Raw genomic sequence first — 12,179 nt, 5'->3', positions numbered from 1 at the left:
CGAGCGTCGCGCGCGGGGCGGGCGCCCGGCAACGGGTTTTCGGTGCCGGACGCCCGCCGGCCCCGCGGGGCGTCGGGTGGGGCGTCAGGCGGGGCGGCGGGCCTTGCGGCGGCGCAGCGCGACGGTGGTGGCGCCGCCGGCGACCAGCAGGGCCGAGGCCGCGCCGACGAGCACCGCGGTGCGGTCGTTCGTCCCGGTCTCGGCGAGGGCGGCGCCGCCTTCCGCGGGTGCCTGGGCGCCGTTGGCCTTCATGGTGTCCTCGATCCAGTTCGCGTAGGCGGGGGCGCTGGTGTACAGCCCCGGCCCCTCCGAGCACGGCACCTTCGGGGCTCCGGGCCCCGAGGTGACCCCGACCAGCTCCCACTGGTCGCCCCGGCCCTTCTGGAGCTGCGGGCCGCCGGAGTCGCCGAAGCACGCCATGGCCCTGGGCTTGGTGGTGATCGTGCACAGCCTGGTCGGGTCCGCCCAGCCGGGCGCGCACTCGGACTCGGCGCCCAGGCGGGTGTCCAGCTCGCGGAGCCGCTCCGAGAAGGTGAACGCGCCGTCGACGGTGCTGCCGAAGCCGAGCAGCCGGGTCGTGGTGCCGGGCCGCCCCGCCTCCTGCGCGATCCTGATGGGCTGCTCGGTGACCGGCCGGTCGAGGCGGACCAGTGCGATGTCGTCCTTGTTGGCGCCCTTGCCCTCGCCGTTGACGTAGCCGGGGTGGACGAAGGTCCGGTCGATCCCGCGGACGGTGCCCCCGGTCTTGCGCCGGTCGCCGCCGACCCGGACGGTGCCCTCCAGTTCGAGGCCCTCGCCGGTGACGCAGTGCGCCGCGGTCAGGACCCACTGACGGTCGATCAGGGACGCGCCGCAGTTGCCGTCGACCAGACCGAGGGTGGGGGCCGACTCCGGGATCACCGCCATGAACGGGTAGCTCGCGGTGGGATCGTCACCGTTGACGATCGCCCCGGCGCTGCCCGCCATGAGCGTGGCGCAGGCGGCGGCGGCGAGGGCGCCGACGGCGGCGGCGCGGGCCGTACGGCGACGGGAGGGCTTCAGGCTGAACACGGGGAGTTCCTTTTTGCCGGGAAGATTCGGATGTGTTCAGCCTGGTCGGCGAAGATCACGCGGGCCACGGGGGTACCAGGTGGACCCGGGCTCCCGGCAGCAGGTCCGCGCGTGGTGGGGCTACCCCCCCCGGGGGGCGTGGGGGCGGGCTCAGGCGCGGACCTTGGTCCTGGCCTGGGCCTCCTTCGCGGCCTTCTCCTCCTTGGCGGCGCGCTTCACCTCCTGCTTGGTGGCGCGCACCCGCTCCAGTGACTCCGGCCCGGTGATGTCCGCGACCGAGCGGAACGCCCCCTCCTCGCCGTACAGCCCGGCCGCCTCGCGCCAGCCCTGCGGCCGCACGCCGTACTGCTTGCCGAGGAGGGCGAGGAAGATCTGCGACTTCTGCTTCCCGAACCCCGGAAGGGCGTTGAGCCGGCTGAGCAGCTCGCGGCCGGTTGCCACGTCCTTCCACAGCGCGCCGGCGTCCCCGTCGTACTGCGCCACCAGGAACTGGCAGAGCTGCTGCACCCGTTTGGCCATCGCCGCCGGGTACCGGTGGACGGCCGGCTTCTCGCAGAGCAGCGCGACGAACTTCTCCGGGTTGTAGGTGGCGATCTCGTGCGCGTCGAGGTCCTCGTGCCCCAGCCGCTGCGCGATGGTGAGCGGCCCGGTGAACGCCCACTCCATGGGCACCTGCTGGTCCAGCAGCATCCCGACGAGCGCGGCGAGCGGGCTCCGCCCGAGCAGTTCGTCGGCCTCGGGCTGCTGCGCGAGCCGCACGGTGACGTTCATGGGACGACCTCCTCGGAGCGTGGACTCGGGTCGCGCCCAGTCTGCTGGACGGGCGGTGGGGCGGCCGCGTCAACACGCCATGACCGGGTGATTCCATGGAACCAGCGGGTGGTTCGTCGGCGGAGCGTGCGCGGGTCCGGAGCGGCTACTCCAGGCCGAGGGTCATGTGGGGGTAGCCGAGGTGGACGCGGTCGCCGAGTTCGACGCCGAGGGCGGCGATGAACGCCTCCAGGCGGGCGGTGGCCTGAGTGACCGTCGGCGCGTCGCCCTTGTACTCGAACTCGACGAAGTCGCCCAGGCCGGCCACGGTGTCGAAGGCGACCGCGATGCCGTCGGCGTGCCACTCCTCGCGCGTCTTGTCGACGACGGTCAGCTCGGCGAAGTCGAGCGAGCCGAGCAGCCGCCGGACCGCCTCGGCATCGGTGACGGCGCTCTCGTACTCGTCGCAGTGGGTCTTGGCCGGCGCCGCGATCGGGTGGAACCGCTTGAAGTTGAGCGACGCCGCCCCGTCCTCGACCCGCACCCGCAGCCACTCGGAGACCACCTCGTTGTCGAGGAAGTCCCGGTGCGGCGCGTTGTAGTACGTGTCGACCTGCCGGGTCGGCCGGCCCGGCGCGGCGCCGAGGGCGGTGAGCCGCTCCCTCAGCTCGGCGGCGGGGCTGAGGAGCCGGAACTTCTGCTCGACCTCGGTGTACTCCATGAACCACGAGCGTAATCGAGTCTCCGTCATGTGCGGGTGGAGAAGGGTGGGGTGGGGCCGATCAGTCGTACTGATGAGCTAGTCGGGGGCGGTGGGTTGGGCAGGTGTTCGAGTGGACTGGTCTATCTCATATGACTGTTCCGATTCCCCGGCTGAGATCGTTGAAGTCGGGTAATGCTGAGTCGGCCTTGTCGACGCGTCCAGAAAGGCTCGCCCGGTGTCCCAGCCGTTCGAACTGCCGTCCTTCTACGTGCCGCACCCGGCGCGCCTCAACCCGCACCTCGAAGAGGCCCGGGTCCATTCCTCCGGGTGGGCCCGGGAGATGGGCATGCTGGAGGGGTCGGGGGTCTGGACGCAGGCGGACCTGGACGCCCACGACTACGGGCTGCTCTGCGCGTACACGCACCCGGACGCGTCCGCGGAGGCGCTGTCGCTGGTCACCGACTGGTACGTCTGGGTGTTCTTCTTCGACGACCACTTCCTGGAGGTCTTCAAGCGGACCAACGACCGGGAGGGCGGCAAGGCGTACCTGGACCGGCTGCCGCTCTTCATGCCGGCCGACCCGGCGGCGGCGGTGCCCGAGCCCACCAATCCGGTCGAGGCCGGGCTCGCGGACCTGTGGCGGCGCACGGTGCCGTCGATGGGCGAGGACTGGCGGGTGCGGTTCGCGGAGAGCACCCGCAACCTGCTCAACGAGTCGCTCTGGGAGCTCGCCAACATCAACGCGGGGCGGATCGCCAACCCCGTCGAGTACATCGAGATGCGCCGCAAGGTGGGCGGCGCGCCGTGGTCGGCCGGGCTGATCGAGTACGCGGCCGGGGCCGAGGTGCCGGCGGCGGTGTCGGGTGCGCGGCCGCTGCGGGTGCTGATGGACGCCTTCTCGGACGGCGTCCACCTGCGCAACGACCTGTTCTCGTACCAGCGCGAGGTCGAGGACGAGGGCGAACTCAGCAACGGCGTCCTGGTGCTGGAGAAGTTCCTGGAGTGCACCACGCAGGAGGCGGCGGACGCCGTCAACGACCTGCTCACCTCGCGCCTCCAGCAGTTCGAGAGCACCGTGTTCACCGAGCTGCCGCAGCTGTTCGCGGACACCGGGCTGGACGCGGAGGGCTGCGCCCGGGTGCTGGCCTACGTCAAGGGCATGCAGGACTGGCAGGCCGGCGGGCACGAGTGGCACATGCGGTCCAGCCGGTACATGAACGGCGGCGGGGCGGCGGCGGGCACGGCCACCTGGTGGGACCCGTTCGCGATCGGCGGGGTGGGAACGTCGGCGCTGGACGTGCTGAAGCCGGGCGGGGCGCTGGACGGCCTCGCCGGCGAGCTGGGCTCGTTGAGCCGCTCCGGGCCGGTGACGCGGGCCTGGTCGCCGACGGTCGGGCAGTCGCCGGTGGCCGGGCTGCTGGAGGCGCTGCGGGCGGGGACGCCGGGGTCGGGTGCGTCGCTGGAGTCGCCCGGGACGGGCCTGATCGGCGGTTCGCGCGGGGACGTCGACCCCGGGGTGCGGCGGGCGCGCTCGCACGCGCACGTGCCGTTCCAGGCCGTCGGTCCGTCCCGGCTGCCGCGGTTCCGGCTGCCGTTCACGGTCGAGCTGAACCCCTGCCTGGAGGCCTCCCGGCTGCACACCCTCGCCTGGGCGGAACGGACGGGTCTGCTGACGGCCCGGCCGGACGACCCGACCGCGGGGGTGTGGACCGCCGAGAGCATGGCGGACTACGACCTCGCGCTCTGCGCGGCCGGCATCCACCCGGACGCCTCCGCCGACCAACTCGACCTCACCACCGACTGGTTGGCCTGGGGCACGTACGCGGACGACTACTTCCCGGTGGCGTTCGGCCGGACCGGCGACCTGGCCGGCGCCAAGGCGCAGAACGCGCGCTTCGGGCTGCTCATGCCGGTCGACGGCGAGCCGGCCGCGGAGCCGCTCACCGCACTGGAGCGCGGGCTGGCCGACCTGTGGGAGCGGACCGCCGGACCGATGACCGCCGAGGCGCGCGGGAAGCTGCGCGAGGCCGTCGAGACGATGACGCTGAGCTGGATCTGGGAGCTGCACAACCAGGTGCAGAACCGGATCCCGGATCCGGTCGACTACCTGGAGATGCGCCGCGCCACCTTCGGCTCCGACCTCACCATGAGCCTCTCCCGGCTGGCGCACGGGAACGCCGTGCCGCCGGAGGTCTACGCGAGCGGGCCGATGCGATCGCTGGAGAACGCGGCCGCCGACTTCGCCTGCCTGATGAACGACCTGTTCTCGTACCAGAAGGAGGTCGAGTTCGAGGGCGAGGTGCACAACGCCGCCCTGGTGGTGCAGAACTTCTTCGGCTGCGACTACCCGGCGGCGGTGCGGATCGTCGACGACCTGATGCACGCGCGGCTCGACCAGTTCCGGCACGTGGTGGCCGAGGAGTTCCCGGTGATGTTCGAGGACTTCGGGCTGGACGGGCCGGCCCGGGCGGTGCTCGCCGGGTACGTCAGGGAGCTGGAGAACTGGCTCGCGGGGATCCTGATCTGGCACGAGGGCTGCCGGCGGTACCGGGAGGAGGACCTGCTGCGGCACTTCGGGCGGGAGGCGGCCGGGGTGCCGGAGACCGTCGCGCGGGAGGCGGTCGAGCCGGGCGGCGGGGTGCTGGGCGCGCTGCTGGTGCGGCCGACCGGGCTGGGGACGTCGGCGGCCACGCCGGCGGGTGCGGTGACGGGCGTAGCCGGCTAGCGGGCGGGCAAGGGCGGCGGCGGTCCGTCGGGGGTTCCGGCCCCGACGGACCGCCGTCTCTGCGCGCGCGGACGGGTGGGGGACTGGCTAGGGTGGCGAACCGGGACAAAACGTCACACGAGAGGGCTTCGTCATGGCTGTGCTACCCGAGGGAACCCCCTGCTGGGCCGACGCGATGTTCGCCGACCTGGAGGGCGCGAAGGCGTTCTACGGCGAGGTGCTCGGCTGGACCTTCGGCGAGTCCTCCACCGAGTACGGCAACTACACCCAGGCGTACTCCGACGGGAAGGCGGTCGCCGCGATCGTCCCGCCGATGCCGAACCAGGAGGGCGAGGTGACCTCCGCCTGGTGCCTCTACCTCGCCTCGCCCGACGCCGCCGCCACCGCCGAGAAGATCCGCGGCAACGGCGGCGAGGTGCTGATGGGCCCGATGACGGTCGGCGAGTTCGGCTCGATGGTGATCGCCAAGGACCCGGCGGGCGTCGTCTTCGGCGTCTGGCAGGCCGGCACCCACGAGGGCTTCGAGAAGCAGGGCGCGTCCGGCGCGTACACCTGGGCCGAGATCGTCACCCGCGACGGGGCCGCCGCGGATGCCTTCTTCCCCGCCGTCTTCCCGTACACGGTGAAGCGGATGGACTCCGGGGAGGTCGACTACAAGATCTTCGACGTCCGGGAGCAGCCGGTGCTCGGCCGGATGCAGGCGGGCCCGGGCGACCTGCCGCCCCAGGCGCCCAACTACGTCAGCGTGTACTTCGCGGTGGACGACTGCGACGCGACGATCGCCAGGATCACCGAGCGGGGCGGGAAGCTCTACTTCGGCCCGATGGACAGCCCGTTCGGCCGGTTCGCGGCGGTCGGCGACCCGCAGGGGGCCGCGTTCGGCGTGATCGACCTCGGGAAGACGGCCGGCGAGATGCCGGCCCTGGTGGCGGAGTGAGCTCCGGCGGCGCCGTGCTCCACGGCGAACGGGCGGATCTGCTGCAGACGCTGGACAAGCACCGCGGCTTCCTGCGGTACACCGTCCGCGGCCTCAGCGACGAGCAGGCCGCCCGGCGCACCACACCCAGCGAGCTGTGCCTCGGCGGGCTGATCAAGCACGTCAGCGGGGTGGAGGCGCGCTGGATGCGGTTCGCCGTCGGCGGCGCGGCCGCGATGGAGGCCGCCGGGCCGGGCGGACCGGCCGAGTGGCAGGCGCAGTTCCGGATGACCGACGGCGAGACGCTGGCCGGGCTGCTCGCCGCCTACGAGCGGGTGGCCGCCGAGACGGACGCGCTGGTGGCGAGCCTGCCGGACCTCGACCAGGAGCACGCGCTGCCGTCGGCGCCCTGGTTCGAGCCCGGCGCGGCCTGGTCGGTGCGGCGGGTGCTGCTGCACGTCATCGCCGAGACGGCGCAGCACGCCGGGCACGCCGACATCATCCGGGAGGCGCTGGACGGGGCGAAGACGATGGGGTGAGCGGGTGCGGGTGCGGGACCCGGGGGGCTGCCGAGGGGGCGGGGCCTCAGAGTGTGACGCCGAGGAGGTCGCGCAGGGCGCGTTCGCCGTCCGGCGTCACCCGCAGGGCGCGGCCGGTGCCGATCCGCTCGACCCAGGAGCGGTCCAGCGCCGTCCGGAAGAGCACCGCGCCGAACGCGCCGCCCAGGTGGCTGCGCCGCTCCGTCCAGTCCAGGCAGGTGCGGACCACCGGGCGCCCGCCCGGGCGTCCGGCCCGCGCCGGAAGTTCCGCGCCCAGCTCGGCCAGCCAGGACCGGCCGCGCCCGGTGAGGGCCGGGCCGTCCTCGTCCGACACCAGGCCGCGGGCGAGGGCGGCGTCGCGGACGGCCACGCCCAGGCGCCCGGCCAGGTGGTCGTAGCAGGTGCGGGCGCGGGCCTCGGCGCTCATCCGGGTGGCCTCGCGCAGCGAGCCGGGGGCGGGGGAGGAGCGGCCGGCGGACTCGGCCGGGACCGGGAAGGACGCCAGGTCCTCGATCAGGGTGGCGACCTCCGGGCCGGCCAGCCGGACGTACCGGTGGCGGCCCTGGCGCTCCTCGGCCAGCAGGCCTGCGGCGATCAGCCGGGAGAGCTGCTCGCTCGCCGTGGACGGCGCCACCCGCGCGTGGCGGGCCAGCTCACCGGCGGTCCAGGCGCGGCCGTCGAGCAGGGCCGTGCAGAACGCGGCGCGGGTCGGGTCGGCGAGCAGACCGGCGAGGTGGGCGAGTGACATGCGTCCATGGTGCCGCGGACACGGTTCGGCGGGCGCCGAAACGTCCGGCTCCTAGCGTGGGGCCCATGGCCGATCCCACCACTCCCACCGTCACCGCCGGTCTCTCCTTCACCCGGCACGAGGACGTCACCGCCGCGCTCGCCGATCCGGCGCTGGTGCCGCCGCCCGCCGGGTCCGGGCCGGTCGGCGGCGTGGCCTGGCTGCGCGCCACCGTGGCCCGGTTCAGCGCGGGCGAGCGCCACGCCGCCCGGCGGGCGTTCGTCGAGGCGGACCTCGCCGGGCTCGATCCGCACGCGCTGCGGCTCGCGGCGGCGGCCGGGTTCGAGGCGGACGTGCGGGTGCGGGCGGTGCGCGTCCTCGCGCAGGCGCTCGGGCTCGCGGAGCCGGAGGAGGTGGCGCGGGCGGTCGGGGTGGTCGCCCGGGCGTACTTCGTGGAGCGGCCCGAGGACCCGGAGGCCGACGCGGCGGTGGCCTGGCTGCTGCCCCGGATGCTGCCGGGGAGCGAGGGGGCGGCGGACGCGGGGGATGCGGGGGACCTGGAACGCGCCGCCGGCCGGATCGGCCTGCTCGTCCAGGCCTGCGACGCCACCGCCACCCTGGTGGAGCACGCGCGCCGGGCGGGCGGGGCGGACCCGGTGGCCGGTGCGCTGCGGCACGACCCGCCGGTGCGGGTGATGCGCCGCCGCGCCGTCCGGGCGACCGCGGTGGGCGGGGTGGCCGTCCCGGCCGGGGCGGACGTGCTGCTCGACGTGGCCGCCGCCCAGGCCGGACGGCCCGACCTGCCGCCGCTGACCTTCGGCGCCGCGCCGAGGCTCTGCCCCGGCCGGACGCACGCGCTCGCCATCGCGGCGGGCATCCTGCACGGGGCCTCGCCCGTCGTGCGGGAGGCCGGGGCCGGGCCCGCCGGATCCGGACCGGTCGAGGACGCGCCGGTCGAGGACGCGCCGGTCACCGACGACCGGGACCCCGCCGGGCTGGTCCCCGCCATGGTCGAGCACGTCCTCGCCCTCGCCGCGACGTGGACCGGGTGGGACGGCCGCCCGGCCACCACCGACGGCCGCACGTACACCCCGCACAAGGCGATCCGCCGGGTCACCGACCATCTCCTCGACCACCTGGCGGAGTTGGAGGCGCGTCTGGCCGGCGAGCCGACCCAGCCCGACCACTGGCACGCCTCCGCCGCCACCACCCCCGCCGACCTGGCGCCGTTCACCGCGGCCGACCTGGACGAGGCCCGCAGCCGGCTCACCCGGCTGGCCCGGATCTGGTCCGTCCGCCTCGCCGCACTCACCCCGGACCAGCTGGACCGCACGCCCGACACCGCCTGGTCGTTCCGCCAACTCGCCTTCCACGTAGCCGAGTCCGCGTACTACGCGGATGCCGTCGGCGACCTCCGTCCGCACGGGAGGACCACCGCCCGATGAGCCCGATGAGCCCGATGAGCCCGATCGACCGTTCCCCGCTCGACACGCCGTTCGCCGCCCTGCACCGCCGCCCCGAGCCGCTGCTGCTCCCCAACGCCTGGGACCACGCCTCCGCCGCCGTCCTCGCCGAGCAGGGATTCGCCGCCGTCGGCACCACCAGCCTCGGCGTCGCGGCGGCGGCCGGGCTGCCCGACGGCGCCGCCGCCACCCGCGAGGAGACGCTCCGGCTGGCCCGCCGCCTCGGCCGCTCCGGGCGCTGCCTGCTCTCCGTCGACGTGGAGAACGGCTTCAGCGACGACCCGGACGAAGTCGCGGCGTTCGCCGTCGAGCTGGCGAGCGCGGGGGTCGCCGGCATCAACCTGGAGGACGGCCGCCCGGACGGCACGCTCACCCCGGCCGCCGTGCACGCCGCCAAGATCGGCGCGGTCAAGGCCGCCGCCCCGGACCTGTTCGTCAACGCCCGCACGGACACCCACTGGCTCGCCCTGCCCGATCCCGCGGAGGAGACCGACCGCCGCCTCGCCGCCTACCGGCGGGCGGGTGCGGACGGCCTGTTCGTCCCCGGCCTGAGCGACCCGGCCGCCATCGCGCGGCTCTGCGCGGGCCTGGACCTCCCGCTGAACATCCTGTACAGCCCGACCGGCCCTGCCCTGCCCGACCTCGCGGCGCTGGGCGTCGCCCGGGTCAGCCTCGGCTCCTACCTCTACCGCACCGCGCTCGCCGCCGCCGTCTCCACGGCCCTCGCCGTCCGCTCGGGCAGCCCGGCGCCGGCGGCTTCCACCGGCACCCCCGGGTACGCCACCGTCCGGGCGCTGTACGCCGACGGGCGGTGAGCGGGGGAGCCAGGGGGTGAGCGGTAGCCGGGCGGTGAGCGGGAGCGGGGCGCGGACCGGGACGGGGCGCCGGCGTCAGCCGTTCGTCAGGTAGCGGCGGCCGGGGATCTGCTCGAAGATCAGGTTGGTCCTGGTCTGCGCCACCGCCGGGTGGGTGGTGAGGTGGTCCACCACGAAGTCGCGCAGTTCCTCCGGGCCGGCCACACCGACGTGCAGCAGGTAGTCGTCCGACCCGGCCATGTGGAACACGGCGAGGACGCCCGGCAGGTCGGGCGCGCTGCTCCGGAAGCTCTCGTTCTGCTCGCGGGTGTGCGCCCGGAGCCGGACCGAGATCATCGCCTGCAGCGGCAGCCCGATCGCGGCCGGGTCTATCTCGGTGCGGAAGGCGCGGATGATGCCGCGTTCGCGCAGCGCGCGCACCCGGGCCAGACAGGTCGAGGGGGCGATGCCCACGGCCTCGGCGAGCGCGTTGTTCGGCGTGCGGGCGTTCTCGGCGAGGACCCGCAGGATCGCGCGGTCGGTGTCGTCGATGGGCGCCCGGTGGGCCTGCGGAAAATTCGGCACACCGGCCAGGGTCCCGGACCGTACCGCAGATCCGCAAGGCGGGAGCGGGTGAATCCGAATCTTCTGCGGAAGACTTTCGCCCGGGCGGTGGAAAGTTCCATGCTGGCGGGCGAGCGGCCCCGGGCCGACCCGTCCCAGCCGACCCCGCCCAGCGAATCCGGAGCGCCGCCCCCCATGAGCCCCACCACCGTCCGAGCCGCTCACGGCCGCGCCCACGTCGACGTCGACGCGGAGCCGGAGCACGGGGACTTCGCGATACCCGCCGAGGGGCTCACCGACGGCGAGCGGCTGCGCGCGCTCGACCGGATGGACGGCTACCTGACGCGCAAGCGCCGGCACCTGGTCGGCTACCAGGCCACCCAGGAACTCGCGGGCAGCGCCCTCGACCTCGCCCGCTTCATGCTGAGCAACATCAACAACCTCGGCGACCCGTTCCAGAGCGGCGGCTACAAGCCCAACACCAAGACCGTCGAGCGCGCCGTGCTCGACTACTACGCGCGCCTGTGGCACGCCGGGCGCCCGTACGACCCGGCCGACCCCGAGTCCTACTGGGGCTACATGCTCTCGATGGGCTCGACCGAGGGCAACATGTACGCCCTCTGGAACGCCCGCGACTACCTGACCCGCCCCGGTGCGCCCCGCCCGGTGGCGTTCTACTCGGAGGACACCCACTACTCCTTCGCCAAGGCCGTGCGGGTGCTGGGCGTCGACACCTTCCACGCGGTGGGCACGGCGGACTACCCCGGCGAGTGCCCGCTCGGCGGCGACTGGCCCGCCGAGGTGCCCTCGCTGCCCGGGCCGTCCGGCCACTCCTGGGACGGCCCCGGCGCCGTCGACGTGGACGCGCTGGCGGTGCTGGTGGAGTTCTTCGCGGCCAAGGGCCACCCGGTCTTCGTCAACTTCAACCTCGGCAGCACCTTCAAGGGCGCCCACGACGACGTCCGCGGCGCCTGCGAGCGGCTGCTGCCGGTCTTCGAACGGCACGGGCTGCTGCCGTCCGCCGGGAGCGCCGAGCGCCGGGGCTTCTGGATCCACGTGGACGGGGCGCTCGGCGCCGGCTACGCGCCGTTCCTGCGGATGGCCGCCGACGACCCGGCGGCGTACGGCTGGGCACCGGAACCCGGCGCCGTCCCCGCGGAGTTCGACTTCGGCCTCACCCTGCCGAGCCGGGCGTCCGGGGACGTCGACCCCGTCGCCTCGATCGCGATGAGCGGCCACAAGTGGGCCGGCGTGCCGTGGCCGTGCGGCGTCTTCATGACGAAGGCCAAGTACCAGCTCGAACCGCCGACCCAGCCCGAGTACATCGGCGCGCCGGACAGCACCTTCGCCGGATCCCGCAACGGCTTCTCCCCGCTGGTCCTCTGGGACCACCTGTCCCGGCACTCCTACCGGGACCAGGTCGACCGGATCCGCCGCTCCCAGGAGCTGGCCGGCTACCTGGACCGCCGGCTCCACGAACTGGAGGAGGAGACCGGCGCCGCCCTCCGGCCCGCCCGCACGCCCGGCGCGATCACCGTGCGCTTCCGCAAGCCCGGTGAAGCGCTGGTCGCCAAGTGGTCACTGTCCTGCGAGAACGTCCTCACCACCCCCGGCGACCCGACGACCCTGCGCGGCTACGCCCACGTCTTCCTGATGCCCTCCGTCGACCGCGCCAAGCTGGACGCCCTCCTGGCCGACCTCGCCCACGACCCGGTCGTCCTCACCGCCCCCGCCTGACCGGCGTTCCCGGCCCGGGGAAATTCGGTGGCAGGCCGGTGGTGGGGTTGGTTACGCTCGCCGCTCCGTTTGTTCGCGTCTGCTGTGGGCCGTTCGTGCCCGCCGAGAGGGTGTCTTGATGTCCCGGACCGCGCCGAGTGCGCCTCGCCACACTGTCTGACGGATCGTCGTCGGGGCCGCTCGGCCTGCTCTTGCTGTCATCGTTGACCTC

11 protein-coding genes are annotated in these 12,179 nt (G+C 74.4%); 6 read left to right on the top strand and 5 right to left on the bottom strand.

The genetic code is table 11. The annotated features are described in order from the left end of the window. Positions 1-84: 84 nt before the first annotated feature. The 3 genes from ABT093_RS01970 to cyaB form a co-directional block, all read right to left on the bottom strand. On the bottom strand, positions 85-1,050 hold the full coding sequence (locus tag ABT093_RS01970) for a trypsin-like serine protease (RefSeq protein ID WP_350558909.1): 966 nt from the start codon (positions 1,048-1,050) through the stop codon (positions 85-87). A gap of 150 nt (positions 1,051-1,200) precedes the next feature. Further along, positions 1,201-1,821: an HhH-GPD-type base excision DNA repair protein gene (locus ABT093_RS01965; RefSeq protein ID WP_350558906.1), complete on the bottom strand. Its 621-nt coding sequence runs from the start codon at positions 1,819-1,821 to the stop codon at positions 1,201-1,203. Positions 1,822-1,966: 145 nt separating this feature from the next. Then, positions 1,967-2,521 carry a class IV adenylate cyclase gene (gene cyaB, locus ABT093_RS01960; protein ID WP_350558903.1) on the bottom strand — a complete coding sequence of 185 codons (555 nt, stop codon included), beginning with the start codon at positions 2,519-2,521 and terminating at the stop codon, positions 1,967-1,969. A 217-nt stretch (positions 2,522-2,738) separates the two neighbouring features. On the opposite strand from cyaB, the gene ABT093_RS01955 reads away from it, so the two are divergent. The 3 genes from ABT093_RS01955 to ABT093_RS01945 all read left to right on the top strand — a co-directional run bounded on the left by ABT093_RS01955 (position 2,739) and on the right by ABT093_RS01945 (position 6,683). Continuing rightward, positions 2,739-5,228, top strand: coding sequence for a terpene synthase family protein (locus ABT093_RS01955; RefSeq protein ID WP_350558900.1), 2,490 nt, complete (start codon positions 2,739-2,741; stop codon positions 5,226-5,228). Between the two features lie 133 nt (positions 5,229-5,361). After that, positions 5,362-6,165 carry a VOC family protein gene (locus tag ABT093_RS01950; RefSeq protein WP_350558897.1) on the top strand — a complete coding sequence of 268 codons (804 nt, stop codon included), beginning with the start codon at positions 5,362-5,364 and terminating at the stop codon, positions 6,163-6,165. Beyond that, the gene (locus tag ABT093_RS01945) at positions 6,162-6,683 is read left to right on the top strand and encodes a DinB family protein (protein WP_350558894.1); all 522 of its coding nucleotides are present in this window, start codon (positions 6,162-6,164) and stop codon (positions 6,681-6,683) included. The genes ABT093_RS01950 and ABT093_RS01945 overlap by 4 nt, the downstream gene beginning before the upstream one ends. Positions 6,684-6,729: 46 nt before the next feature. Here ABT093_RS01945 and ABT093_RS01940 read toward each other — a convergent pair whose 3' ends face one another. Continuing rightward, positions 6,730-7,431 (bottom strand): ArsR/SmtB family transcription factor, encoded by a 702-nt coding sequence (locus ABT093_RS01940; protein ID WP_350558891.1) that lies wholly within the window; start codon positions 7,429-7,431, stop codon positions 6,730-6,732. A 65-nt stretch (positions 7,432-7,496) separates the two neighbouring features. Between ABT093_RS01940 and ABT093_RS01935 the strand changes: the two genes are divergently transcribed. Further along, positions 7,497-8,855, top strand: a complete 1,359-nt coding sequence (locus tag ABT093_RS01935) for a cytochrome P450 family protein (protein WP_350558888.1) — start codon at positions 7,497-7,499, stop codon at positions 8,853-8,855. Next, positions 8,852-9,688, top strand: coding sequence for an isocitrate lyase/PEP mutase family protein (locus ABT093_RS01930; RefSeq protein WP_350558885.1), 837 nt, complete (start codon positions 8,852-8,854; stop codon positions 9,686-9,688). Before ABT093_RS01935 ends, ABT093_RS01930 begins: the two co-directional genes overlap by 4 nt. A gap of 75 nt (positions 9,689-9,763) precedes the next feature. Here ABT093_RS01930 and ABT093_RS01925 read toward each other — a convergent pair whose 3' ends face one another. Beyond that, positions 9,764-10,252 carry an Lrp/AsnC family transcriptional regulator gene (locus tag ABT093_RS01925; protein ID WP_350558882.1) on the bottom strand — a complete coding sequence of 163 codons (489 nt, stop codon included), beginning with the start codon at positions 10,250-10,252 and terminating at the stop codon, positions 9,764-9,766. Between the two features lie 174 nt (positions 10,253-10,426). On the opposite strand from ABT093_RS01925, the gene ABT093_RS01920 reads away from it, so the two are divergent. Then, on the top strand, positions 10,427-11,968 hold the full coding sequence (locus ABT093_RS01920; RefSeq protein WP_350558879.1) for a PLP-dependent aminotransferase family protein: 1,542 nt from the start codon (positions 10,427-10,429) through the stop codon (positions 11,966-11,968). The last annotated feature ends 211 nt before the right edge of the window (positions 11,969-12,179 follow it).

Source organism: Kitasatospora sp. NPDC002551 (assembly GCF_040296005.1).
Classification (GTDB): Bacteria; Actinomycetota; Actinomycetes; order Streptomycetales; family Streptomycetaceae; genus Kitasatospora.
Note: the sequence above shows the minus strand (reverse complement) of the source record. Positions and strands in the feature narration are given on the sequence as shown.

Bases quoted from the DNA above. Each gene is read 5' to 3' on its own strand.
- ABT093_RS01965 (WP_350558906.1), bottom strand. From the start codon at position 1,821: ATGAACGTCACCGTGCGGCTCGCGCAGCAGCCCGAGGCCGACGAACTG.
- cyaB (WP_350558903.1), bottom strand. From the start codon at position 2,521: ATGGAGTACACCGAGGTCGAGCAGAAGTTCCGGCTCCTCAGCCCCGCC.
- ABT093_RS01950 (WP_350558897.1), top strand. From the start codon at position 5,362: ATGGCTGTGCTACCCGAGGGAACCCCCTGCTGGGCCGACGCGATGTTC.
- ABT093_RS01940 (WP_350558891.1), bottom strand. From the start codon at position 7,431: ATGTCACTCGCCCACCTCGCCGGTCTGCTCGCCGACCCGACCCGCGCC.
- ABT093_RS01935 (WP_350558888.1), top strand. From the start codon at position 7,497: ATGGCCGATCCCACCACTCCCACCGTCACCGCCGGTCTCTCCTTCACC.
- ABT093_RS01930 (WP_350558885.1), top strand. From the start codon at position 8,852: ATGAGCCCGATGAGCCCGATGAGCCCGATCGACCGTTCCCCGCTCGAC.
- ABT093_RS01920 (WP_350558879.1), top strand. From the start codon at position 10,427: ATGAGCCCCACCACCGTCCGAGCCGCTCACGGCCGCGCCCACGTCGAC.